Origin of the sequence: Kordia sp. (assembly GCF_965224175.1) — a bacterium.
Lineage (GTDB): Bacteria > Bacteroidota > Bacteroidia > Flavobacteriales > Flavobacteriaceae > Kordia.
This window is the reverse complement of the sequence record NZ_OZ245041.1, coordinates 982,591-1,007,777: the sequence shown is the minus strand read 5'-3', so window position 1 is coordinate 1,007,777 and position 25,187 is coordinate 982,591. Positions and strand designations below refer to the sequence as shown.

Here is a 25,187-nt window from a genome sequence, read left to right as displayed (position 1 = left end):
TTTCGGTTAAGCCCTTATTAGCTATGTTTTATACATTTTGTTAGCTCCAGTACTTTTTTTCTAACCAGCCATTTACAAACTTATATTTTAAAAGATGTTCTTTTTTTGTGTCCATAAAATCATTAAAAATGTCTTTCGATAATCCTTTAGATAAATTTTTTCCATAAAAAATAGCATCTCCACGTATTGATAATACTTGTCTGTTATCATCAAGTATTAAATATCTATTTCCACAATAATTAAATATCATAGGGACTTTTTTAGATAATATATCTTCTTTAGAAATATTGAAAGACTTTAACTCAAAATCAGTATTTTCTTTAATAAGATTAATATCATCTGGGTAAGACCTATATAATTTTTGATAAAAAGGATAATCTTTCTCTTTAGTAAAGTTTTCATCAATTATCGCTAAACCATTCATTACTCTATAAAAGTTTTTTAGCGCATCAGGAAATTTAAAACCTAATTGTTTTTCAAAATCCTCTATTTCAGATTCAGTCAATCCTTTTTTCCATTTCAAACCCTTAATTCGTTTACCTCCAAATTCACTTGATAAATGTTCGATATTTTTCCATTTTTCTTCGCTAAGTATCTTGATAAGTTCAAAACTCTTAATAGAATCGTCTAGATTGTCAAATTCTTTTCTTGTCATTTTGCTATTGGAGCTAACGTATGTATAGCAGAAATTCCTGTTATTTCTACTATAATCAAACCTATTTTATTTTAAGAATTTAGTTATTTTTAAAACTACAATTTTATTACTCAAAGTCAAAACCATCTAAAGTATTTTTAATGTTTTCAATACTAGTTTGCGTAATATGTGGATAGATATTACTGTCCTTCAATTAGATACTTCTTTGAAGTCTTAATTTTATGGAGTTCTATTATTTCATATCTTTTAACTTGATTTTTTTGCGTTTAGATTTGGCGAACTCTTCATTTAGGTCTAACAGAAAGACATTGGTATTACTCAGTTTATAGGATAATGCAAACTTATTATCAGTAATATCTATGAATGTGGTGTATAAAGTACCACCGGTTTTTCCATCAGTTGTTTTTACAGGTAATTGTGCAGCTCTTCCAAGTGTATTTCCAACTTTTCGAAGATTTATTTCTTCGGAGCTTTTTTCCATTTCAGCAATACTATTTTCAATATTTTTATAGCGATAACAAGGAAAGTTCCCTTCATCTGGTTTTGAAAGCAAATAGTTGGTCATGATGAGTTTATTGTCTTGAATCCAATTGAGTTTTTTTTCACCATTAATCCATTCTACAACAACAGCTTTGCCAGTTTTATCACCAAACATAATATGACTGGTATTTAATGCGATCTTTTCTTTTTCTAAAAATGCAATAGCTTCTTCCACGGTAGCGCATTTTGCAAGAAGTTTATCTCCTAAATTATTTTTAGGATTTTTATAACCTTTAATTTTTTGTTGTTTTGGAGTAACTGCACCATCAAAGAACAATCCTTTTTCATTGATACCTCCTTGCGCAAAATTATCCCATCCATACCAAAGACGTGCATATTTTTTCTTAGTTTTTGGTTCAATTTGAATATAAGCTTTTACATCAAAATAATAATCTTCGTTATTAACAACGTATATTTTTCCTGTTTTAGCATCTATGTAATACAATACAGAACATGCTGAAGTTATACTAGGAATTAAAAAACTGAATAGACATAGCAGCGCTAGAAATGTTGTTTTCTTCATTTGATTGATTCGTGTTTTATTGATGATAAATTACAAAAGTATCATTGTAAAATTTTCAAGCTAAAATTCGTCAATCTAAAATAAAGGTTGTCCTAAATGGTTGTTAAACTTCTCTATAAGTTGTCTTAAAAGGAACTCTAAATTGTGGTCCGTAAATTCCATTCTCACTTCGTACACCACAACCAATAATCATATTGATTTCTGCACCGCGTGGAAGTTTTAATATCTTTTTTACACGCAAAGTGTCACTACCTTCCATCGGGCAGGTATCATAACCAATAGCTGCCATACTGATCATAAAATTTTGTGCAGCCAAACCAGCGCTTTTATGTGCAACAATTCGCATATCGCTCAAACGTACTTGTCTGTATATTGGTCGAAACAATCCGATACAATTAAAAACAACGTATTTTATCCATCCATAAATACCCAAAAATTCAGCATAAATAGGAGGAATCAACTTTTGATAATAATTTAGAGCAAACTTTTCTCTTCGCGAATATTCTTCTTTTGGTTTGTCGCCATACAAGCTTTTTAGAAAATTTACATTTGCTTTTGCACGTTGTTTCCATAAATCTTTTCTAGCAACGACTACGACTAACTGTTTTGCAGTTTTTGCAGCATTTTGTTCCAAACACGCAGTAGTAAGTTCTTTTAAAACAGTTTTATCTGTAATATGGTAAAACTCCCAAAGCTGTAAATTACTACTCGTAGGAGCTAATACAGCGTTTTGTATGCAGTTTTTAACTTTTTCTGTGTCAATATCAACATCTTTATCAAAGACGCGTACAGAGCGCCTGTATTTAATTGCCTCTGTTACTGTTTTTTCTGTGCTCATACACAAACATAAGCATATTGCAGTTAACAAAAAAGGGAACACTTATTCCTGTGTTCCCTTTCAAGGTTTAACCTAAATAATATTCATAAAATGAATTCTAACACTACTAAAACTATCTTGGATTACTCGTTCCGCAATCAGTAGGAATACAGCTATATCCACAAGTTATGTTTGTTGGATTTGGCGGTGGTGGCGGATTTGTTGTTCCAGTTGGAGGCGGAGTACAGAAGAAACTATCATCTTCTGGTGGCTCAGTAGCACTCACACATGGAGGCGCAAATGTAAAACAATGGAAATATGTTCCTGTTCCTCCTGATAAACTAGAAGCTTTTAAAGAAGAAACGGTTCTTTTCCCTAATGACAGTCCAGATATTTTCTTTTTTTTCATAATTAAGTATTTAAAATGTTAATGTAATGTGCCTGTTATTTTTCGTGTTTGGCTTTTTCACACCATGATCGATCTGTGAACAATATTACTAGTGTTTTTTGTAGGAAAAAAGGAATGTAAACCCAAATTAAACGAATTATGACTTCAGTTTTTTAACTTAAAAAGGAATACATGGAGTAAAAATGAGTTGAAATGTAAATAGCTGTTAATCTTATGCTTATGTTTGGTCTGTGTAGGTGAGTTTGCCCTAAATTAAACAAAAGTGGTCTTGTGTATTGTAACATTAGCTTACTTGTGTGGAGATTTTAATGAAAGAATATATCTCACAAAAAAGTGCATAAAAAAGCCAGAGAAGTTAATTGCTCTGGCTTTTAAGAATTCGAATTTTTGCGTTTATTGGTTTACGGATTTCCGTCACCAGGTTTTTGACCAGAAAGGTCAACTGTAAATCTAGAAGATGTACATGTATCTAAATCACAAGTTCTTTTATCTCCAGTATATGGAAGATTTCCCCCGAAAATTGTATTTTCATTAAATGTGTTCAGTTTAGAGATGTTAATCTTGTTTAAACTGAAGAAGTTTTTTGATTTTCTTTTCATGATAAAATGTTTTTATGATTAACAATCATTGGCATTGCTACCAAAATCAACAGTAAATCTAGAAGTTGTACACGTAGCTCCACATGTATCTGGACAGGTTTGTTCTTTCGTTTTTTGATTGTAGTTATTTGCAGTTTTTCCTCCTAAAATCACTTTAGCAAGTTCTGCATTTAGTTTAGAAACATTGGTTTTGTTGAATCGTAAATGTTTGTTTAATTTTTTTTTCATAATGATTTTTTTAAGCAAATAGTTTTAGTATTCATGATATTTATCACTACTCAAACATAAAATACATTATGTGATTTTCATAAGATATGTGACCTATTCTAAACAAAATAGGGCAGTTTTTAGACTTCTTCTTTATTTAGTTTTTTGATGTAATACGATGGATACAAGGAAGTTTGCTTTTTAAAATGCTTGGTAAACGAGTCCGCACTTTTGTAGCCTACTTCTTGCGCAATGGATTTAATTGAATAAGCTCTAAACAGTGAATCGGACTTCAAACGTTTCAAGGTATATTGAATGCGAAGATCATTTATATACTCATTGAAACTACATTCTTTGTGAGTATTTATTATTTTTGATAAATACGTAGCGTTGGTTTTTACTTTCTTGGCTACGAAACGTAAATTGCAATTTTCATCTAAATAGTGTTCTTGTTGTTCAAACTTTAAAAGACCTTTTAAGATATCTTGTGCTTTTTCGTCTGTAATGCTAACTGTCTTTTTTGTGGAAGTTTTTAAAGCGACATTTGCACTATTTTGAGTTTCTAAAATATTAACTTTTTCGATCAATGCTTCATAGGCAATTTGCTTTTGACGCTCTTTTTTTTGGTAAAAAATAAAGCCAATCATAATACCAATAGTTAATAATACAAGCAAATAATATAGATATTTTACTTTTTTCTCAGCAGCACCTTCTTTTTTACTTAATTTTTCCATGAGTGCAATTCGTGGAGCTTCATGAAAATCAAAAATCAATTCATGTATACGAACATCTTTTTGATAGCTTTCTAACTTCAACGGATAGTACTTTTCATAATAAAGATCTCTATTTTTTGTATCGCCTAATTCTTCATAACATTGTACTAATGTTTCTAGTAAATAAAGATATTCATAAGGAATAAATTGACTTTTTTCGGAGGTGACTATCTTTTGTTCTTTTGATTTGTTAAAATTATCTTTTAAAGTTTGTTTCTCACCTGAAGCATCTCCTGAGTGAATAAGTTTATATGCTTTTTCAATATGTTCAATAGCAGTTTTATAATCTTTCATGGCAATATAACACTGCGCCATATAATAGTATACTTCAATATTACGTTGTTCTTGTTCTTGTAATTTTGAGATTTCTTCTTTTGCCTTTTGTAATATTTCTAATGATTTAGGAATGTCGTTTTTGTGATAATAATACAAAGCATCAAATGGGTACAGATAACTTACAGATTCGTAATCGCCAATACGAATACTTTCTTCCATGCCTTTGTCTAAGTAAAAACGTGCAGAATCAAGCTTTTTTGTTTTAAGAAAGTTATCACAAAGACCAATAAAAATACTCACTCTAGAGTTTTTGCTCACCAGCGTACTGTCTTTAGAAATATGCAGCATTTTTCGGAACGTTTTAAGCGATTCATAGTATTGCTTTGTTTTTAACTGTATCACTGCAATATTAATTTTAGCAATGATAACACCACTTTCGTCATTATGTTCCTCCGAAATTTGAAGTGTTTTGGTAAAATCACTTATCGATTTTTCATACCTACCATATTGTCCATGAACTTTTCCTCTTAAATTATAAAGTTTTCTTAGTGTTTTATGTTGTTTGGTATCAGCAATAGAAATTCCCTTATTTATAAGTGAAACTGCTTGGTTAAATTCCCCTTGTGTATCAGCAATATTTGCCAAATAAAAATAGCTAGTTGCAATGTTAGCTTTGCTTTGTTTGGTTTTTGCTTTTGCGTGATAAGTATTTGCGTATACTTTGGCTACTTCGGGTTTTAGATATCTATATTTTTTTATATAGCTGATGAGTTCGTGATACGTTTTATTGGCTAAACTATCAGGTATCTGAAAATGTTCTTCTTGCGCGAAAAGTGAACAGCAGCACAATAAAAGAAAGTAAAAAAATGGTAGAACTTGTTTCATTAAAAAATGCTAAGAGTTGTCTGGTCATCAATTAAGCAACAATATATAAAAATACCTACGTTAGATTAGTTAATTTATACCTAAAATGAACGAGAAAACATTAAAAGTACTTCAAAAAAGTCTGTAAAATTTTCAATTTCCCTTTGTAAGGTGCGTAACGAACAGGAACGTCTAACCATGTGCTTTTTTTGGTCACTGATTTTTTATGTGAGAATGTATCAAAACTTCCTTTTCCATGATAGGAACCAATTCCACTATGTCCAACACCACCAAATGGCATACGATGATTTAGAAAATGTGTCAAAGTATCGTTGATAGCGCCACCGCCAAAAGAATATTGTTGAATCATTCGATTGGCAAATTTATTGTCATTAGAAAACACATACAATGAAAGTGGTTTTTCATAACTTTCAATGATACTACTTATATCTTCTAATGAAGAATATACTTGTACTGGAAGAATAGGACCAAATATTTCGTCTTTCATGACTTCGCTATCCAAAGCAGGTTCGTCTATAAGAGTAGGAGCGAAGTACAAATCGTCTTTATCGGTAATGCCGCCATGTAAAACCGTTTCGTTAGTCAGCATTTTTGCTAAACGATCAAAATTTTTCTCATTGATGATTCTTGGATAGTCAGGTGATTCCTGCGGATTTTCTCCATATGCAATGTTGATTTCCTCAATCAAAACTTTTATAAAGTCAAATTTGGCTTGTGCTTGTACAATCAAATAATCTGGAGCAATACAAGTTTGTCCTGCATTCAAGAATTTTCCCCAAACAATACGTTTCGCTGTGAGTTTAAAATCTGAATGTATATCTACAATACAAGGATTTTTTCCACCAAGTTCTAGCGTTACAGGTGTTAAATTGGTTGCTGCAGCTTTGGCAATAATTTTTCCAACTTGCACACTTCCTGTAAAGAAAATATAATCCCAACGCAATGCAAGCAGTTCTTGTGATATTGGAATGCCGCCTTGTACAACTTTTACATGATTTTCATCAAAAACTTCAGAGACAATTTCTTCAAGTATTTGAGAGGTATTTGGTGTGAGTTCAGAAGGTTTTAATACAACAGTATTTCCCGCAGCGACCGCACCAATTAAAGGAGCTAACGCTAATTGATATGGATAATTCCAAGGTGAAATGATTAAGGTTGTACCGTATGGTTCTGAGTAAATTCTATCTTTTGATGGGAAATTTAATAATGATGGAAATACACGTTTTGGAAGCGCCCAAGCTTTTAACTTCTTGATAGTTAATTTCAACTCCGAAATAACAATGCTTGTTTCTGAAGCCACTGATTCAAATTTAGATTTCTTAAAATCAGCGTATAGTGCATCACAGATATCATTTTCACGTTTTTTAACTTCTTTTAAAAGTTTTTTCAACGCAGTTTTTCTGTAATAAAGACGACGTGTAATTTTAGTTTTAAAAAAATCTTGTTGTGCTAGAATGATTTCGGAACAGTTGTATTCCATAAGTATTGTTGTGTGATGGATTGTGTTAAATTATCAAATTTTCCTTGTTCTGCAAAATCTTGAATCCTTTGCGGATTGAATCTTCCGTTTAAATAGAGAACAGTATGCTTTTGATTGGCGCTTGTATGTACAATAATTTCTCTAATCACATTGGCTTGCTCTCTTACTGAAATCAATGTGCGCTTAACTCCGATATTTTTCCTGTAAATATCTGTAAAACGTTCGTTAGTCATCAAATTGATTTCGTTTTGAATTGTGTTTTGTGCAGAAGTACTATTGGGTTGTAATTGTATGAATCGTAAGTTGTTTACATTACCCAATAAAGAATTCATATCTGGTGAAAGCCCTTTTAATACGGCAAACATAAAACGAGGTACTTCTACAGCTGTGACATTATCATCGTGTTTATGTGCATTATAAAAATTAGACATGTTGTAATAGCTTTTACAAGAGAAAAAAGCTAACATACTCAGCATCAGGATAATTTTCTTCATTAGGGATTCATTAAAATTTACAAGTAAAACTAGGGTAAATTACTATTTTTATTTTAATGTTAAGGTATTTTTTGCGGAGCTTTTTATTTCTTCCGCATTCATCATCATTTTTCTGAATTCACCATTAATGTACATTTTTGCTTGATCTTGATAATGAGGACTAAACGGATTTCCTGATTGTCCAGTTGGCAAAATACTCATACTATTTTCAATATCTGAAAAATCGATAATTCTTCGTGTAGAAGGTCCGAAATAGACTTTATACTCACCCGAATCGTCATAATGAAACCCTAAATTATTAATTACTTCGCGCGTTCCATCAACTTCATATGGTCCCACATTTAAATACGGACGTAAGGTTTCAACTTGTCCAATAGGATGCGGATGTTCTACAGTATGTACTTTGTTCCAAGTCCATGCATTAATATTTGGTCCTAACTGTGTTTCTAGTTTTGCGATAGCTTCTTTGAAGGATTTCAGTAAAATATCCTTTCTAGTTTCTGTAATTTCTGTTTTAACATCGTCATACCAAATTGATTCTTTAGAAAGTAATGGTACTGTGAAACGTTTAAGAATGTGAGTTTTAATCAGCATATTAAAGGTTTCGGTGTCTAGTTCGTCTGTAAAAGTATTTTTTAAATAATGATAGATGAAACTATGATAAATTGTTGGTGCAATGTCAGTAAGTCGATTGGAGCCATTCCAGTTTTGAAGCACATTGATGGCTTTCTTTTCTTGAGTAGAAAAATTGAATTTACTAATTGTGTTTAATACTTCTTCGATAGCTTCTACATGTATTTTGGAAGTATTGTCGAGTGCCATTGTCATCATATCTTCTTTGGTCCATTGTTCTTTTGCTTCAATAAGCTCAACAATACGTTTCGCTCTGTTTTCTGGTAAATAATAGCCTGGATATAAACTTCCATTGATGCTATCTGGTTGATTATTGGCAGAATACACATAATTCCATGGCGGATTGGTAGCGCTAGGATTTTCGGAAGCATCTAAAAAGCGTAATGGTTCATCTTTTGCAGAAGTTCCGTCTAAAATGAATTTTGAGTTAACATGTGACGGACGTTCAATTAATTGGCCAACAGCGTACCAACCAATATTATTTTTTGCGTCTCCATACATAAGATTTAGTCCTGGTGCATGAATTTTTGATAATGATTGTTCAAAATCTGTTTGACTTTTTGAATGCGACATAGTGTAGCAAGCTTCCAATAACTGATTTTTACGTTGTGTATAAATCCAAGACATGGCAACAGGTTGATCGAAATCAATTCCATCAGCAATTCCGTTTAAAATGGGTCCGTGTTTACTTGTTTTTACTGTAACGGTAATATCATCTGCATCTTTTACTTTGATAGTTTTTGTACTTGTTTTGGTAGTTGCACTTTTTCCTTCCCAATAAAAATCGATATCATCATTTTCAAACATTGTCATTCCGTAAGCAATGTCTCGATTGTGTCCCAATAGCGGAAATGGTGTTCCAGCCAAATGATATCCGTACATTTCGTAAGTTGGTGTATGTACATGTGCTTCATACCAAACCGAAGGTTGCGAAAATGCAATATGCGGATCGTTGGCAAAAAGTACTTTTCCTGTAGCTGTTTTTTGTGGAGCTAAAACCCAGCTATTACTTCCAATAAATTGTGGAACAGGTAAAGGTTTCAAGGCTTTATCAATGGCAGCAACAAATGTGTTTTTAACTTTAGCAGTATCTTTTGCTTTAGCAGGGTAATTTTGCAAAAGAGTGCTTTTAGGATCTACCTGAATACCTAAATCTGTTAAATATTCGTTTCCTAATTGTTGTTGTATGCTTGTTAATAGTGGATCAGTTTTGTGTGCCATTGCAAAGCTAAAAGCCATATAGCCAAAGATGTTATGAATGTCTTTTACGGTAAATTCTGTTTTGTCAATTCCTGTGAGATAAAATTCAATAGGTGTCGCTCCATTAGCAACAAATTCATTGATTCCGTTAATATATGCTTGTGCAAGTTTATAACTCTGAGTATTTTTATCTAGTTTTTTTAGGGTTTCTTCGGAAGCTTCATCAATTCCAATCGCAGCAAAAAACTTATCAGTATCTACGGTAGCTTCTCCAAAAACTTGTGAGAGTCTTCCAGGAGCAATTCTACGAATCAATTCCATTTGCCACAAACGATCTTGCGCATGCACATATCCTAAAGCGGTGAAAGCATCTGTTTCATTATTGGCATAAATATGTGGAATACCATAAGTGTCATAATGAATTGTAACTTCTTCTTGTAAGTTATCAATATCGAGTGTTCCGTTGTAAGTTGGCAGAAGTGATCTGTAAAAGAAGAATCCTACGATGACAATAATTAGTAACAGGACTCCTATAATTTTGGCGGCTTTCTTCACAAATGATGGTTTTTCTAAAACTACAAAAAAATGTTTAGAGTTTGAATTATTCAACAAAAAGAAGATGATTGTTTTAAAAAATTATCAGGTAATTAATTGCAAATGAATATTATATGTGCGTGTCTAGATTCGGGATAGTGTAGAATGTTAAATAAGGTAATACCGTACTAAATTGATTTTTTTTCTTTTTAGCTTTTTTGTTATTAACCAAAAATTACACCTATGTTAGAACAAATTAAAAACGTTGAAGGAACTAAAAACCTTTCAAAAAGCGAGCAGCAACAGATTAGTGGAGGAGCGCATACTTCGCCAGTTCCTGTATATTATTGTTCAGGAGATGAAATAGCCATAAATGCAACATGTCCTAGAGGATATCAAATGCATCCGCAAGGACATTGTTTATGTTGTAGTACTAGATGGAGAAAGCGATAACATTGTGTATCCAAGTATAAAAGCGATCAGTTTTGATCGCTTTTTTTATAGAATTAAAGTATGTTTCAAGTGAATTAAATAAGGATAATATTTACAACTTTATTAGCAAATAGGAAGTCTTATTTTGTATTTAAAAAATAGTTGTCCTTATAGTTTATGCATTCTCCACCGCAATCATAGAAATCTCTACATTGACAAATTTTGGCAAATTGGCAACTTCTACAGTTTCTCTTGCTGGTGCAGTTGCATCGTCGAAGTATTGACCATATACACTGTTTATCTGGCTAAAATTGTGCATATCACTGATAAAAATAGACGTTTTTATAACATGTTCAAAAGTCATATTGGCAGCAGCCAAAACAGCTTTCATATTTTCCATGACTAATCTTGTTTCTTCCTCTATAGAGCCTTTCAGAAGTTCTCCAGTTTTAGGATCAATAGCAATTTGACCAGAAGTATATAGCGTTCCGTTGATTAATACAGCTTGGTTGTAAGGACCAATAGGAGCAGGAGCATTTGGTGTTTTTATGATTTGTTTTGCCATGGTTTTGATGGTTAATTTGTTATTTGTGGATTTGTCAATTTGTTTTGTCTTTGTGTCAATTTCTTAATAATAAGAAAGATAGTGAATCTTAAAATATTTACATTGAGCTTATCGAAGTGAAAAGTCTAACAATCTAAAAACATAGTGCAATTAACATTCTAAGAAGTCTATAATCTTCTGTCTGGCTCGCTTCGTTGATCCCACTTCACATCACGTAGAATAGATGCTTTAATTCCGATAAAGAAATACCAAGAAGCTCTTGTACTGAATGGAACCCAGTTAAAGTTAATTCGCCAACTCTTTAAATCACGTTCAAAACGTAGCTGTGTAAAGGTAAATCCTTGGTTTTTGAAGTCATATCCAGAAGATACACCAACTTTCCATTGTGGCGTTAGTTCTACGTTTCCGGAGAACATAAGTGAATTGTTAGATATTTCGTTCTGTCGATTGCTATTCAGATACGTAAGTGAGTAGGCGATACGTAAATCCCACGGAATTTTGGCTCGATAGGCTTCCACATCTTCTTTTTCTTCCTCATCGTCTTCCTCGTCGTCAAAGGAGCCACGATCCGTAAAATCTTGGGCGCGACCAAATAGATCATCATCACGTCCTCCGCTTCGGGTATTGTCGACGCCTCTGTCATCATCTTTTCCTTCCAAACTTTTACTAGAAAAGGAATAATTTACATTTACATTGGCACTTGTCAATCGGAATAAACTTCCTCCGTTGTCAATATTAAATTTATTAATTCTAACACCTTGATTATCTATGGAATATGGATCTAAGTTTGCTCCAAAGTTTACACTCATTTTATTATTAAACAATTGTGTACTACCAGACACACGTACAGGTGACCAAGCCAAAGAATCGGCTGCAATATTATAACTTGTAGAAAAGTTTAACGTATTTAATAACATTACCTTTTTAGGTTCTGTTTTGGTAGAATCCTTCTGGCGTACTTTTGCTTCTACAGTATTGGCAATATTAATTCCTATAGAACTTGCGAAAGCCCTACTTGGAGTGCCAAAAAGCCCATCTTCAAAACGTGTAAATTCTTGTTTAGTATTGTTTTCAGCATCAATAATATATTCATCATAATATTGATCGAAAGCAGGATTGTAGCTATAACTTATAGAAGGTCGTAATGTATGTCGAATGGCTTGAATTTTTCGGTCTTCTCCACGATTAAACGTACCATATAAAGTAGTTCCAATACTGGCGCTAAAGTTATATTGTCTGAAAGAGTCAAATCCGTTAATCGTATCTTTTACAGCATCTATTTGACCAGATTCAACAGTGTCATCTTCAATAGCATCACTGTAGTCAACTGTTTTAAACGCCCAAACTTCATCATAATTTCCTCCAACACTTACACTTAAGTATTTAAACACCTTAAAGTTTGTATTGATAGGAATACTATGTCTTACACCCATTTTAGCATCGTCAAACATTTCTTTCTTAAGGAACAAAGAGTCTGTTGTATTGATTCTGTTTTCTCCTCGTAAATTATATTGAAAGTTTATATTTTGAATAATTCCTTTTTTTGCACCATCTTTAGGAGCAAAGGGATAAATACGCTCTACACTTGCTTGTAAAGTAGGAAGCGTAAGATTGATACTTTCTGTATTTGTATTTTGTGAGTGTGTTGCTGTTAATGATACATTTACCGATGGATATGACGGAAATGTTTTTGAATAAGAAATAGACGAATTCAGAGTATTATTTAAAAAGTTTGGTGTATTTAATTGGTTAATAGATGCTTGATAAAAACTACTACTACCCAAGTTTACCGAAGCAGAAAATCGTGAATTTGGATTTGCTTTAGAATCTTGATTGTGTGACCAGCGAATATTGTAAATGTTTGATTTGCTGTAATCTGGAAAGCCTCGCTGGCTGTTAATCACGGCTTCAAATCGTACACTTAAATTTCCGCGGAAGCGATAACGCAAGGCATAATTAGATTCACCACGAAAAGCGTAACTACCATTGGTATAATAATCTCCCAGAAGCGCCAGATCGACATAATCATTGATAGCAAAGTAATATCCACCATTTTGAAAAAAGTATCCTCGACTGCTGTTTTCTCCAAAAGTTGGGAAAATAAATCCAGAAGCTCTATCACTTGTTAAAGGAAAATATGCAAAAGGAAATCCAATTGGTGTTGGTACATCAGCAATGTATAAGTTGGTAAACCCAGAAACAATCTTTTTATTAGGAACCAATTTAATTTTTCTAGCTAAAAAGAAGTATTCAGGATTGTCAATATCTTTTGAAGTTGTAAACTTAGCATTCTTTATAAAAATAACAGAATCGTTTTCCTTTTTGGTCAATTCACCTAAAATTTGTGTTCCATTCTGTTCCGTTCTAGAATTCCATATCAGTGCTTTTTCAGTATCAAAGTTGAAACGAATAGAATCAGGCTCAACAATATTGTCTGCTTGTTTAAAGTATGGAGCTTGTGAATATACGCCAGCAGAATCTTTTAAACGACCGGCATATACTTCATTCTTCTCATAATCTAAAATGATGATTCCAGACTTTAACTCAGTATCTTGATAATATAATTCAGCTTCATTGTACAAATAAATTTTCTTTGTACGCTGACTAATCTTTACATAATCTTTGGATTTGTACTTTACTTGATCTAGCAGAATGGGAGCTTTTTCAGGAATCGAATCATTTTTAATAGAATCGTTCTTAATTGTATCATTCACTTTACGTGTACCAATCTTAATAGAATCCCTAAGATTTACCTTTAAGGTGTCCATTTCCTGTTCTTGCCCTGGCTTAAAAGGAAGTTTGTTCCTCTTGGGAAGTTCTTGTGAAAAAGCAAAGGAACTAATCAATAATAGTATTAGTTGTATACCTATGTAAAATCTTCTTGTCTGCAATGGTCTCTCCAATATTCTTTATTAAAACACAAAAGAAAGATTTCTTTTATGAATAATCAACTAACTTTTATATTTTCGTTTCAAATACGAAAGCCGTAAAAGTATGGCTCAATATTTGAAGTGCCAAACCTAGTCGTGTATTTTTATCATACATTTATGATATTTTAATTATAATTAACACAATAAGGAATGCACAATGCGCATTATTATCTATAATAAACGAATAGAAATCGAATTTATGCATAAATATCTTTCAATTTTAATACTACTGTGTACTACTCACTTTTTAATAGGAGCTAATACAATTGCAGAAAATAATCCTCCAAAAAAGAAAAAAGAATTTGTAGTGATGATTGATCCTGGTCATGGAGGACGCGATACAGGAACACCAGGAACAGGTCGTTACAAAGCTACAGAAAAAGATATCGCACTCGATGTTTCGTTGGCTTTAGGGAAGATGTTAAATAAACTTCCTAACGTAAAAGTTATTTATACGCGTACAAAAGATACGTATCCAACCTTGAATCAGCGTGCTGTGATAACGAATAAGAAAAAAGCAGATCTATTCATCTCTATTCATTGCAATGCACAGCCAGGAAAAAAAGGAACTGCTTATGGATCAGAAACTTTTGTGTTGGGATTAAGTAAAAATAAAGCAAACTTAGAAGTTGCCAAGCGTGAAAACTCGGTAATCTTTTTAGAAGACAATCATGAAGAAACGTATGCCGGATTTGATCCGAGTTCACCAGAATCTCTAATCAGTTTAATTCTTTTACAAGAAGAATACTTAGATCAAAGCATTGAAATTGCATCGTATATTCAAAAAGAATTCAAAGTAACAGCAAAACGAAAAGATAGAGGTGTAAAACAGGCAGGTTTCTGGGTTTTATCTAAAACATACATGCCAAGCGTTTTGGTAGAATTAGGTTTTTTAACTCACAAAAAAGAAGAAGACTATTTAAACTCTAAACGAGGAAAAAAAGTCATGACACAATCTTTATATAATGCTGTTAAAAAATATATTGAATTACATACACAAACTTCTTTTGAGTCAGATAATGTTGTAATTGACGAAAATGAAGAAGAAAAAGAAAAAGTTTCAAGAGTTGTAAAAGGTGTTACATTTAAAGTACAGCTTTCAGCAAGTTCAAAAAAGATTTCTACAAAATCGTATAATTTCAAAGGTCTCAAACAAATCTCTAGAGAAAAAGCAGGGAAAATATATCGTTATTTTTACGGGAAAACTTCTGATTATGAGGAGATAAAGCGCATGAAAGAAGTAGCAAAAGGCAAAGGATACAAAGACTGTTATATTGTTGCTTACAAAAAAGGAAAAAAGGTATCCTTGGGCGAAGTGCTAAATCAATAATAAATTAGATGTATTCTTAGCAAAAAAAAAGCTAATTTTGTGAAGTTCACAAATTCCCAATAACATTGAAAATATCCAGAGAAATTAAAACAGCATTACTAGCAATTACCGCGCTAGTACTTTTATACTTCGGAATCAGTTACTTAATGTCAAGCTCTGTGCTATCTAGCGACCGTGTATTTTATGCAGAATACAACAACGTTGGTGGTTTAGTTCCTTCAACCAAAGTCATGATAAATGGTTATAAAGTTGGTAAGGTGCAAGACGTTCAACTGCAAGCTTCAGGAAAATCAATAGTTACTTTAGCGTTAGATAATGATTTTCAGTTTTCTAAAAACAGTACGGTTCAGTTACAAGAAAATGGTTTTATAGGCGGAAAATCTATCGCTATATTACTGAAACACGACAATGCTCGTAAAGCAGTTTCAGGAGATACACTTCAAGCTTCTACGCAAGTAGGAATGATTGATAGCTTCAAAAATCAGCTAACACCATTACAAGCTAAAATTGAAGGCGTATTGGTAAGTACTGACTCGTTAATGAATGCCGTAAATCAAATCTTAAACGAAGAATCAAGAGAAAATATAAAAAACAGTATTCGTAACCTTAACACGACGGTAGCGAATTTTAAAAAAGCTTCAGGAACGTTAAATACTTTATTAGATTCCAACAAAGCAAAGTTAGACAATACCTTATCTAATGTAGATAATATAACAGCTAATTTCTCTAAAGTCTCTGATTCGTTAGCAAATTTACAACTCAACAAAACCGTAAAAGATTTACAATCTACAATTGCAGGTTTTAATACTATAATTGCAGGAATAGAAAACGGAGAAGGCTCTGTTGGAAAACTATTAAAAGATGACGAACTGTATAACAACCTAACAGGCGCATCTTTACAAATGGAACAATTGCTAGAAGACATGAAGTTGCATCCGAAACGATATGTACATTTCTCATTATTTGGTAAAAAAGCCAAACAATACGAGAAACCGAAAGAAGAAGATAAAGAAGAAAAGAAAAACTAAGCATAACCATCAAACGATAACTACTCATGGAGTATATTTCTAAAATCCTATTTGCCATATTACTAATTGTCGGCATAGGTTATTTTGTAAGAAACGTAAAGAAACTCACCAGAAACATTAAACTAGGAAAAGATGTAGATCGATCCGATAACAAATCTGAACGTTGGAAAAATATGGCAATGATTGCCATGGGACAATCTAAAATGGTTCGCAGACCTATTGCAGGTTTTCTACACATTATAGTATATGTCGGTTTTATCATTATTAATATTGAAGTTCTAGAAATCATTATCGACGGACTTTTTGGAACACACAGAGTATTTACCAAAGTACTTCCAGACAGTATTTATGGTTTCTTAATTGGAAGCTTTGAAATTTTAGCTGTTTTGGTACTCATCACAGTAATCATCTTCTGGATTCGTAGAAATATTGTAAAACTGAAACGTTTCTTAAGTGCCGAAATGAAAGGTTGGCCTAAAAGTGACGGTAACATCATTCTATACTTTGAAGTTGTATTAATGACACTGTTCTTAGTGATGAATGCTACGGATGTAGATTTCCAAACGATGAACTCAGGAAATATTATTAGTAAACATATTGCAGGATTATTTGGTTCAGGAGATCATTTACACCTTATTGAAAGAACAGCTTGGTGGTTACACATTGCAGGAATTTTAGTATTCTTAAACTACTTATACTACTCAAAACATTTACACATTTTATTAGCATTTCCTAACACATGGTATGCAAATTTAAAACCAAAAGGACAGTTTGTAAACGATGCTAGTGTAACGAAAGAAGTAAAATTAATGATGGATCCAAATGCAGATCCGTTTGCCGCTCCTGCGGAAGGAGAAGATGAAGGAGAACCTGAAAAATTTGGAGCATCAGATGTGCAAGACTTAAACTGGGTACAATTGATGAATTCGTATACGTGTACAGAATGTGGACGTTGTACCAGCGAATGTCCTGCCAATCAAACAGGGAAAAAACTATCGCCTCGTAAAATAATGATGGATACCAGAGATCGTCTGGAAGAAGTTGGAAAAAATATTGACGCAAATAATGGAACATTTGTAGATGATGGAAAATCATTATTAAATGATTATATCACTACAGAAGAATTATGGGCATGTACAACTTGTAATGCTTGTGTAGAAGCTTGTCCAGTAAACATTGATCCATTATCAATCATTATGGAAATGCGTAAATATTTAGTTATGGAGCAATCAGCAGCACCGACTGAATTAAATGTAATGATGGGGAATATTGAAAACAATGGAGCACCTTGGCCATACAACCAAATGGATAGATTAAACTGGAAAGACGAAAACTAAACACAACTTAAAAAGATACGATGATGAAAGTACCTACAATGGCAGAATATATGGCAGAAGGTAAACAACCAGAAATATTATTTTGGGTTGGTTCTGCTGGAAGTTATGACGATAGAGCAAAAAAGATAACTAAAGCTTTTGTGAAAATCTTAAACAAAGCAAATGTAGACTTTGCAGTGTTAGGATCGGAAGAAAGTTGTACAGGAGATGTAGCAAAGCGTGCAGGAAATGAATTCTTATTTCAAATGCAAGCTATGATGAATATTGAAGTACTTAATGCATATGAAGTAAAACGAATTGTTACTTGTGATCCACATTCCTTCAACTGTATCAAAAATGAATATCCTCCTTTAGGTGGAAACTATGACGTAGTACATCATACACAATTTATAAAAGAATTGATAGATGGCGGACGTTTAGAAAAAGTAGGAGATACCTACAAAGGAAAACGTATTACATTTCATGATCCATGTTACTTAGGAAGAGCAAATAAAGTATATGAAGCACCTCGTGATGTTTTAGGTATACTAAATGCAAATCTAACTGAGATGAAACGTCACAAAGCTACAGCATTATGTTGTGGAGCTGGAGGAGCACAAATGTTCAAAGAACCTGAAAATGGTGATATGGACATCAATGTATTACGTACAGAAGACGCCTTAAAAACAAATCCAGATATTATTGCGACAGGTTGTCCATATTGTAATACAATGATGACTGACGGAATAAAATTCAAAGAAAAAGAAGATAGCATTATTGTTCAAGACATTGCAGAACTTATTGCTAATGCACAAAATTTATAATGAGATTATTATTTCTTTATATATTCTTATTAATTTCTAATTTGACATTTGCTCAATTTGGAAAGACAAACATAAGTCATTACGAGGATTTTGAAAACAAAAAATTAATTGTTGTTCTTTCGGATGATGATAAACACATAAAGATTAATGAAGATTTAAAATATGTTATAAAAGAATACTGGAAATTTACAGCATTTGAATTTGTAACAGAAGACAAAGAAGACAAATATAAAACTGAAAAAAATGCTATATTCTTTAAAATAGAATATACAAAACCTTCCAATAAACAATACAATTCATCACCTTCTTTTATAAATGTTTATACGTATGCTTTACGTTTGTATAAATATCAGCTTTCTAAAAAAGGTAAAGTAAAGAAAAGAATACTTTTAGTATCCAATAGATTTGAGTCCTTAGATTTAAAGCATGTAACGGATACGGGTAATATTTTAGTTAAAAATAAAAACTCTCTATCCGCAAAAGCACAATTAGTACAAGCAATAAAAGGAATTATAAGTTTTTGCGATTATGTTTTTGAAAACAAAAAGAGTAAAGACATTAGCTTTGGTAAATACTTAAAGGAAATATCAAAAGAAAGGAAGCATGTTATTAGTAAAAAGAAACTTTTAGTAATAAAAAACAAGCTTAAAAATAGCATAAATACTGAAATTAAATTAAAAGAAGTATATCCTTATGATTTTGAATTTGTAGACGCTGAAACTATATCAAAAGCTATATTAAATAACGATAATAACTCTGTACGTATTAAATTTATACGAACGAATCAATCATTTTATATTTTAATGATGAATGTTGCAGACGAAAAAGTATTATATGGAAGAAGAGCTACAGGATTAAATCAGGTGCGATTAGGACCAAAAATTTTAAAAGAGTTAATTCCATAATAAAAAAGTAATTCTTACTATTACGTTATTTGGATAGTCATTAAGGTTGCCTGAGGTGAAAAAACTTAGAAAGGAGAATGTTAAGCAAGCTATGTATTTAGGGAAAAAATATGATCCACTACTAAAATAACTATTGTATATATTAAAGTATTGAGAAAATTAAAGTTGTAATCTAAAAAAATATGTTGGTAGAATTTAATGCAATAGCTGATGCCGCGCGTGTTTGGATATACCAAGCCAATCGCTCATTCAGTGAAACAGAACTAGAAGAGATAAAAGCAAAACTGTCTCAATTCATCACACAATGGACAGCTCACGGAAGCGATTTAGAAGCTTCTTTCGAAATTAAATACAAACGCTTCATCATCATTGCTGTAGATCAATCAAAGCAATCTGCGACAGGTTGTTCTATTGATGCGTCAGTTCATTTCATTCAACAACTAGAAAAAGACTATAATGTTGATTTAATGGACAGAATGAATGTATCATACAAACAAGGTGAATACATTGCATACAAAGATTTAAAAGCTTTCCGTAAAATGGCAAAAGACAGAGCTGTTACTGGAAACACAATTGTATTCAACAATTTAGTAGCTACCAAAGCAGAATTTCTAGAAAATTGGGAAGTTCCTGCCAAAGAAAGTTGGCATGGACGTTTTTTAAATTAGGAATAACAAAACAATATTTTAAAAAAGGCAAACCATTCGGTTTGCCTTTTTTCATATTACACCATAGATTTTAGAATAACCATAGTAAGGAAAAGCCGTAAGTGTATGGTTTTCAAATAATTTATATTTGCGGTAATAAAGTTAAAAATTGTAAAAAGATGCTGAGTTTAAGATAGAATACATGGCTTATAGCTTCAAAATGAATCTATAAAGTATAAAAAGGCAAAACAATCTTACACAAATAATAACCTATATTTTATCTTGCTTCAATATGTTTATAAGGGAAAACACGTAAAACTGTTTTACATCAATTAGTTTGACAAGAGGAAAGTCTTACTCCGTGGAGTAAGGCTTTTTTATACAATACATTCGCTCAAATTTTAAAGCATTTAATTGCATTTCTGTAAACTCGTATATTTGTATCATAATTTTCCCCTAAATAATTTTCTCAAGTGTTCAAAAACATAAAATATTACATAAGTATTGTCATCATTCTGTCAATCAGTGGTTTCTTGCTACACAACTTGGTGAGTAGTTATGAATATGCTGAACAACAAAAAATAGATGCGCAACTCAGTAAAGCACATAATGACGCTATCACCAATGCTAAAGCTGGTATTGAAGTGTATGCTTCTCTAGTATCTTCATTAAAAAGTTATGCAAAAAACAGTACAGAATTTCCTTCTGAAGTTCAAATGCAACATTTCCTCAAAGACTTCTTGAAAGAAACACAGTTCAACGATTCTATATTGGTAAATTATATAGATATAGAACATGTATTTAAATATGTAATTACACCTAACGAAATAGATCCCAACAACTTAAAAGGTCTTTCTGTAAAATCAATTTCTTCTAAAAAACGCATAGATGAATTAAATGCTCTAATGCAAAGTCAAAACATAAAACTATTTACACCTATCAATCTAAGAGAAGGCTGGGCAGGTTTTCCCTTTAATTTCTCAGCTCGAAACAACAAAAATGAAATTGTAGGTTACATGACACCAATATTGAACGTAAAATATTTGCTTGATTTCTTCTATGAAGGAAATGACAGTGATATGTATGTACACAAATTTCTTGTCAACGACTCTATAGACCTTACGCGTGAAGCTTTTTACAACGGTTCCGAAATATTTAATACTTCCAGAGATGCTGAGTACTATAAAAAATTCAATATAAACGAAGAAAACTTTATTTATACAACAATTCAGCTTTTCGGGCTAAAACTAAAAGTAGGAAGTACTTTCAAGAAACCACAAACCATCAACAAAAACATAAGTAAATTTGCGTATATCTGGTATGGAATTATTGCGTTTCTAATATTTGTGATCTTAAACCAATACCTGAAAAACAAATCGTTAAACGACAATTTACAGGAGGCAAACGAAATTGTAATCACAAAAAATAAAGAATTACAAAACAATCTCACCAATATTCAAACATTAATAAAAGAAATACATCACAGAGTTAAAAACAATATGCAGATGATTTCTGGAATCTTAACGCTGCAAGAAGACGAATATGAAGATAAAAATATAATAAATGCACTTCGCGACAGTCAAAACAGAATCAAATCAATGTCTTTAGTGCATCAAAAATTATACGGAACGCATACACTCAAAGATGTGCCAACAAAAGAATATGTTTCACAACTCATTCAATTCATAGAAGAAACGGTGAGTCATCAAATATTTGAATTTTCAAAAGAAATCAACATTGATGAAACACTTACTTTCGATGGTGATACTACCGCAAACCTGGGTTTAATCATTAACGAGCTCACTACAAACTCATTCAAATACGCTTTCAAAGAAAATCAAGAAAACAATATCACAATCACCATTATCAAACAAAATGATAGGTACAAACTCACATACAGTGATAATGGAGAAGGATTGCCAGCGGATTTTGATATAGAAGCAACTGATTCTCTAGGAATGCAACTCATACACGTACTCACAGATCAACTTAGTGGAGAACTCAATTATACAAGAGTGCCAAAAAATGCTTTTGAAATATACTTCAAACAACTAGAAGAAAGTTACAGCGAATAATAACTTGTAAGTAAAAATAGCCTAGAAGAATCAATCTGGATACAAAAACTCTAAAAGTCTTGTTAATTTTTAACAAGACTTTTTTGTGTGCGAGAAAGTCTGTACATTTAATCTATATTGTGAATGCGGTACAACATGGCACCTTTTTTGTCATACACATACCGTAAATGTTAGTGAAAGTTACCCTATGAATAAATTCAGTACGATTATACTCGTTATCGTTTCCCTCTTTATAATAAGCGCGCAACAGCCGCACTCAAAGCATACAAAGAAATACACTGCTCAAGAAAAATGGGTAGACAGTGTTTATACCAACATGACCTTGCAAGAACGTTTCGGTCAACTCTTTACCATTCCTGCCTATTCCAACAAAAGTTTGGCGGAAGACAATAGAGTGAAACAGCAAATTATGAAATACAAGGTTGGTGGCGTACTATTCATGGGTGGAAACCCAACACATCAAGTTGAACTCACTAATCAATTTCAAAACATCTCTAAAATTCCTTTATTAATCTCTATGGATGCTGAATTTGGACTAGGAACACAACTCGATTCCTTACCAACATATCCATACAACATGATGCTTGGTGCTATTCAAAAAGATACCATCATTGAGCAAATAGGACAACGTATTGGAACACAAAGTAAGCGACTAGGCGTTCATGTAAACTTTGCGCCAGTTGTAGCGGTTTATAATGATCCTCAAAATCTAACAATCGGAAATCGTTCTTACGGAGAAAATGCTTTGAATGTAGCAAACAAAGCTGAAATTTTCACCAAAGGTTTACAAAATAATGGTGTCATTGCGGTAACAAAAGGTTTTCCAATTCTAGGAAACAAATCTACAGAAAAAGGAATGTTGCCTACATCAGAATTACTAGAAGACGAATTAGATAGCATACATTTAATTCCTTACAAAAGCCTTATAAAAAGTGACATTGGCGGTGTAATGACAACGCATGTGCGCATACCAAATTTAGAACTAATAGACGGTTTATCAGCTTCCTTATCAAACAATATTGTCACTAAAAAATTAAAAGAAGAGTTAGCTTTTGATGGACTTATCTTTTCAGATGTACTCAATGCAAAAGAAGTAACTCAAAATGAAGAAATCGGTGATGTAGAAATAGCCGCTTTTATTGCTGGGAATGATATATTGCTCTTGCCAGAGAATTTACCTGAAGTCATAGAAAAATTTGAAGAAGCCATGATGGTCGGACTCATCAAAGAAGAACGCTTGGCGTATTCTGTAAAAAAGATTCTTGCCACAAAATACAAGCACGGTTTGTTCACGCCTGAAACAATACAGGAAGATTCCATCCTAATTGACTTACAAACAATCAAGGACGATGTATTGCATCGAAAAGCAGTTAAACATGCCGTTACTGCGGTGAAAGTAAATGACAGCATTTTACCTATAAAAAACTTAGCAAAGCAAAAAATAGCATACGTAAAAATGGGCGATGCAGACGGAAGTACATTTGTCAATACTTTACGCAAATACGCTGCAATAGAGGTCATTAAAAAAGAAGACTTAGCAGCATTAGTTGAAGAACTAGCAAACTATTCAACAGTTATTGTTGGTTTCCACAAATCTGACGCAAGTCCTACAGAAGACTATGCATTTACCAACAGAGAAATTGTTTGGTTACAAGAAATCGCAAGAACCAACACCGTAATTCTAGATGTATTTGCAAATCCTTACAGTCTGAAAAAAGTAAAAAGCTTTACCAACATTGACAATATCATTGTATCGTATCAAAACAGTGAAGCATCACAAGAAATCTCTGCACAAATCATCTTTGGTGCTATAAAAGCACAAGGAAAATTGCCAGTACAAATTACAGAAGACTTTCGTATGGGAACAGGTTTGGTAACACAAACGCTTTCACGCTTAGGTTATGACTTACCAGAAACGGTTGGTGTAAGTTCTGCCAAACTAAAACGTATCGATTCACTAGCTGAACTTGTAGTATCAGAAAAAATGGCGCCAGGAGTACAATTGCTTGTCGCACGCAGAGGAAAAGTGATCTACAATAAAAACTTTGGGTATCATACATACAAGAAAAAGAAAAAAGTAACAGATGGCGATATCTACGATGTAGCGTCTATGACCAAAATATTAGCAACATTACCGTTAGTGATGAAGCTTGAAGAAAACAAAAAACTTTCATTGAGTTCCAAATTAGAAGACTTGTCACCAAAATTCAAAGGAACCAACAAAGACAAGTTAAAAATAGTAGAAATACTGTCGCATTACGCACGTTTAAAACCATGGATTCCGTTTTATGTAAACACCTTAGATACAATTACTAAAAAACCAGATCAAAAATGGTATCGCAGTAAAAAATCAAAAGAATATTCTGTAAAAGTTGCAAAAAACTTATACATGAAAGCAGAATACAAAGATTCTATCATGCAACGTATTATAGACAGTGATTTACTAAAAAGAAAACGTTACAAATACAGTGATTTGCCGTTTTACATCTTAAAAGACTATTTAGAAACGACTTACAAATCAAATCTAAACAATTTAACACAACGCTATTTCTATCAATCGTTGGGAGCGCACAGCATGACGTACAATCCGTTGGAAAAATTTTCAAAAAAGATGATAGTTCCTTCAGAAATTGACGACTATTACAGGAATCAAACATTGCAAGGATATGTGCACGATATGGGCGCAGCCATGCAAGGTGGAATAGGAGGACACGCAGGATTGTTTAGCAATGCCAATGATGTTGCCAAAATGATGCAAATGTATATGCAAGGCGGAACTTATGGAGATGTACAATATTTAGAAGCTGCTACCATTGCAAAATTCAACAACTGCTACTACTGTAACAAAGACAATAGAAGAGGCGTTGGATTTGATAAACCACAACTTGGCGATGTTGGACCAACATGTGGTTGTGTTTCTATGAATAGTTTTGGACATTCAGGATTCACAGGAACTTATACATGGGCAGATCCAGATGAAGACATCGTATATGTATTCCTATCCAACAGAACCTATCCGACCATGTCGAATAGAAAACTAATAAAAACTGATATACGAACCAAAATTCAAAAGCTTATTTATGAAGCGATTGAAAAGTAAACCAGACTTG

General features: G+C 32.5%; 21 protein-coding genes. 9 read left to right on the top strand and 12 right to left on the bottom strand.

The window, feature by feature from the left end; translation table 11 throughout:
* Positions 1-40 precede the first annotated feature (40 nt).
* The 10 genes from ACOQOS_RS04455 to ACOQOS_RS04410 all read right to left on the bottom strand — a co-directional run bounded on the left by ACOQOS_RS04455 (position 41) and on the right by ACOQOS_RS04410 (position 10,046).
* Positions 41-655, bottom strand: coding sequence for an SMI1/KNR4 family protein (locus tag ACOQOS_RS04455; RefSeq protein ID WP_420573764.1), 615 nt, complete (start codon positions 653-655; stop codon positions 41-43).
* A 232-nt stretch (positions 656-887) separates the two neighbouring features.
* Positions 888-1,718, bottom strand: coding sequence for a carcinine hydrolase/isopenicillin-N N-acyltransferase family protein (locus tag ACOQOS_RS04450; RefSeq protein ID WP_420573763.1), 831 nt, complete (start codon positions 1,716-1,718; stop codon positions 888-890).
* Positions 1,719-1,821: 103 nt separating this feature from the next.
* The gene (locus tag ACOQOS_RS04445) at positions 1,822-2,556 is read right to left on the bottom strand and encodes a nitroreductase family protein (protein ID WP_420573762.1); all 735 of its coding nucleotides are present in this window, start codon (positions 2,554-2,556) and stop codon (positions 1,822-1,824) included.
* A gap of 112 nt (positions 2,557-2,668) precedes the next feature.
* Positions 2,669-2,944 (bottom strand): hypothetical protein, encoded by a 276-nt coding sequence (locus ACOQOS_RS04440; protein WP_420573761.1) that lies wholly within the window; start codon positions 2,942-2,944, stop codon positions 2,669-2,671.
* A gap of 401 nt (positions 2,945-3,345) precedes the next feature.
* A complete protein-coding gene (locus ACOQOS_RS04435; protein WP_420573760.1) occupies positions 3,346-3,543 on the bottom strand; it encodes a hypothetical protein in 198 nt (65 codons plus the stop codon).
* A gap of 18 nt (positions 3,544-3,561) precedes the next feature.
* Positions 3,562-3,771: a class I lanthipeptide gene (locus ACOQOS_RS04430; RefSeq protein ID WP_420573759.1), complete on the bottom strand. Its 210-nt coding sequence runs from the start codon at positions 3,769-3,771 to the stop codon at positions 3,562-3,564.
* A 119-nt stretch (positions 3,772-3,890) separates the two neighbouring features.
* Entirely contained in the window at positions 3,891-5,684 is a 1,794-nt protein-coding gene (locus tag ACOQOS_RS04425) for a tetratricopeptide repeat protein (RefSeq protein ID WP_420573758.1), read from the bottom strand.
* Between the two features lie 100 nt (positions 5,685-5,784).
* The gene (locus tag ACOQOS_RS04420) at positions 5,785-7,164 is read right to left on the bottom strand and encodes an aldehyde dehydrogenase (protein ID WP_420573757.1); all 1,380 of its coding nucleotides are present in this window, start codon (positions 7,162-7,164) and stop codon (positions 5,785-5,787) included.
* Entirely contained in the window at positions 7,134-7,658 is a 525-nt protein-coding gene (locus ACOQOS_RS04415; RefSeq protein ID WP_420573756.1) for a DUF4252 domain-containing protein, read from the bottom strand. The genes ACOQOS_RS04420 and ACOQOS_RS04415 overlap by 31 nt, the downstream gene beginning before the upstream one ends.
* Positions 7,659-7,706: 48 nt before the next feature.
* Positions 7,707-10,046 (bottom strand): penicillin acylase family protein, encoded by a 2,340-nt coding sequence (locus tag ACOQOS_RS04410; RefSeq protein WP_420573755.1) that lies wholly within the window; start codon positions 10,044-10,046, stop codon positions 7,707-7,709.
* A 222-nt stretch (positions 10,047-10,268) separates the two neighbouring features.
* Between ACOQOS_RS04410 and ACOQOS_RS04405 the strand changes: the two genes are divergently transcribed.
* On the top strand, positions 10,269-10,478 hold the full coding sequence (locus ACOQOS_RS04405) for a hypothetical protein (RefSeq protein WP_420573754.1): 210 nt from the start codon (positions 10,269-10,271) through the stop codon (positions 10,476-10,478).
* 154 nt (positions 10,479-10,632) lie between these two features.
* Here the strand turns inward: ACOQOS_RS04405 and ACOQOS_RS04400 are convergent, their stop codons facing one another.
* Complete coding sequence (locus tag ACOQOS_RS04400; RefSeq protein ID WP_420573753.1) at positions 10,633-11,022, bottom strand: RidA family protein; 390 nt, start codon at positions 11,020-11,022, stop codon at positions 10,633-10,635.
* A gap of 167 nt (positions 11,023-11,189) precedes the next feature.
* Complete coding sequence (locus ACOQOS_RS04395; protein ID WP_420573752.1) at positions 11,190-13,790, bottom strand: putative LPS assembly protein LptD; 2,601 nt, start codon at positions 13,788-13,790, stop codon at positions 11,190-11,192.
* A 361-nt stretch (positions 13,791-14,151) separates the two neighbouring features.
* On the opposite strand from ACOQOS_RS04395, the gene ACOQOS_RS04390 reads away from it, so the two are divergent.
* From ACOQOS_RS04390 to ACOQOS_RS04355, 8 genes are all read left to right on the top strand, one after another.
* Complete coding sequence (locus ACOQOS_RS04390) at positions 14,152-15,282, top strand: N-acetylmuramoyl-L-alanine amidase family protein (RefSeq protein WP_420573751.1); 1,131 nt, start codon at positions 14,152-14,154, stop codon at positions 15,280-15,282.
* 65 nt (positions 15,283-15,347) lie between these two features.
* The gene (locus ACOQOS_RS04385; protein ID WP_420573750.1) at positions 15,348-16,310 is read left to right on the top strand and encodes an MlaD family protein; all 963 of its coding nucleotides are present in this window, start codon (positions 15,348-15,350) and stop codon (positions 16,308-16,310) included.
* A 26-nt stretch (positions 16,311-16,336) separates the two neighbouring features.
* Positions 16,337-17,647, top strand: coding sequence for a 4Fe-4S dicluster domain-containing protein (locus tag ACOQOS_RS04380; RefSeq protein WP_420573749.1), 1,311 nt, complete (start codon positions 16,337-16,339; stop codon positions 17,645-17,647).
* A 23-nt stretch (positions 17,648-17,670) separates the two neighbouring features.
* Positions 17,671-18,450 carry a (Fe-S)-binding protein gene (locus ACOQOS_RS04375; protein WP_420573748.1) on the top strand — a complete coding sequence of 260 codons (780 nt, stop codon included), beginning with the start codon at positions 17,671-17,673 and terminating at the stop codon, positions 18,448-18,450.
* Positions 18,450-19,355 carry a hypothetical protein gene (locus ACOQOS_RS04370; protein WP_420573747.1) on the top strand — a complete coding sequence of 302 codons (906 nt, stop codon included), beginning with the start codon at positions 18,450-18,452 and terminating at the stop codon, positions 19,353-19,355. The genes ACOQOS_RS04375 and ACOQOS_RS04370 overlap by 1 nt, the downstream gene beginning before the upstream one ends.
* A gap of 182 nt (positions 19,356-19,537) precedes the next feature.
* Positions 19,538-20,023, top strand: a complete 486-nt coding sequence (locus ACOQOS_RS04365; RefSeq protein WP_420573746.1) for an ABC transporter ATPase — start codon at positions 19,538-19,540, stop codon at positions 20,021-20,023.
* Between the two features lie 452 nt (positions 20,024-20,475).
* Positions 20,476-22,077 (top strand): sensor histidine kinase, encoded by a 1,602-nt coding sequence (locus ACOQOS_RS04360; protein ID WP_420573745.1) that lies wholly within the window; start codon positions 20,476-20,478, stop codon positions 22,075-22,077.
* A gap of 187 nt (positions 22,078-22,264) precedes the next feature.
* Positions 22,265-25,177 (top strand): glycoside hydrolase family 3 N-terminal domain-containing protein, encoded by a 2,913-nt coding sequence (locus tag ACOQOS_RS04355; protein WP_420573744.1) that lies wholly within the window; start codon positions 22,265-22,267, stop codon positions 25,175-25,177.
* Positions 25,178-25,187 lie beyond the last annotated feature (10 nt).

Bases quoted from the DNA above. Each gene is read 5' to 3' on its own strand.
- ACOQOS_RS04425 (WP_420573758.1), bottom strand. From the start codon at position 5,684: ATGAAACAAGTTCTACCATTTTTTTACTTTCTTTTATTGTGCTGCTGT.
- ACOQOS_RS04405 (WP_420573754.1), top strand. From the start codon at position 10,269: ATGTTAGAACAAATTAAAAACGTTGAAGGAACTAAAAACCTTTCAAAA.
- ACOQOS_RS04430 (WP_420573759.1), bottom strand. From the start codon at position 3,771: ATGAAAAAAAAATTAAACAAACATTTACGATTCAACAAAACCAATGTT.
- ACOQOS_RS04380 (WP_420573749.1), top strand. From the start codon at position 16,337: ATGGAGTATATTTCTAAAATCCTATTTGCCATATTACTAATTGTCGGC.
- ACOQOS_RS04375 (WP_420573748.1), top strand. From the start codon at position 17,671: ATGAAAGTACCTACAATGGCAGAATATATGGCAGAAGGTAAACAACCA.
- ACOQOS_RS04420 (WP_420573757.1), bottom strand. From the start codon at position 7,164: ATGGAATACAACTGTTCCGAAATCATTCTAGCACAACAAGATTTTTTT.
- ACOQOS_RS04455 (WP_420573764.1), bottom strand. From the start codon at position 655: ATGACAAGAAAAGAATTTGACAATCTAGACGATTCTATTAAGAGTTTT.
- ACOQOS_RS04450 (WP_420573763.1), bottom strand. From the start codon at position 1,718: ATGAAGAAAACAACATTTCTAGCGCTGCTATGTCTATTCAGTTTTTTA.
- ACOQOS_RS04370 (WP_420573747.1), top strand. From the start codon at position 18,450: ATGAGATTATTATTTCTTTATATATTCTTATTAATTTCTAATTTGACA.
- ACOQOS_RS04395 (WP_420573752.1), bottom strand. From the start codon at position 13,790: ATGGACACCTTAAAGGTAAATCTTAGGGATTCTATTAAGATTGGTACA.
- ACOQOS_RS04440 (WP_420573761.1), bottom strand. From the start codon at position 2,944: ATGAAAAAAAAGAAAATATCTGGACTGTCATTAGGGAAAAGAACCGTT.
- ACOQOS_RS04355 (WP_420573744.1), top strand. From the start codon at position 22,265: ATGAATAAATTCAGTACGATTATACTCGTTATCGTTTCCCTCTTTATA.
- ACOQOS_RS04415 (WP_420573756.1), bottom strand. From the start codon at position 7,658: ATGAAGAAAATTATCCTGATGCTGAGTATGTTAGCTTTTTTCTCTTGT.
- ACOQOS_RS04390 (WP_420573751.1), top strand. From the start codon at position 14,152: ATGCATAAATATCTTTCAATTTTAATACTACTGTGTACTACTCACTTT.
- ACOQOS_RS04435 (WP_420573760.1), bottom strand. From the start codon at position 3,543: ATGAAAAGAAAATCAAAAAACTTCTTCAGTTTAAACAAGATTAACATC.
- ACOQOS_RS04445 (WP_420573762.1), bottom strand. From the start codon at position 2,556: ATGAGCACAGAAAAAACAGTAACAGAGGCAATTAAATACAGGCGCTCT.
- ACOQOS_RS04400 (WP_420573753.1), bottom strand. From the start codon at position 11,022: ATGGCAAAACAAATCATAAAAACACCAAATGCTCCTGCTCCTATTGGT.
- ACOQOS_RS04365 (WP_420573746.1), top strand. From the start codon at position 19,538: ATGTTGGTAGAATTTAATGCAATAGCTGATGCCGCGCGTGTTTGGATA.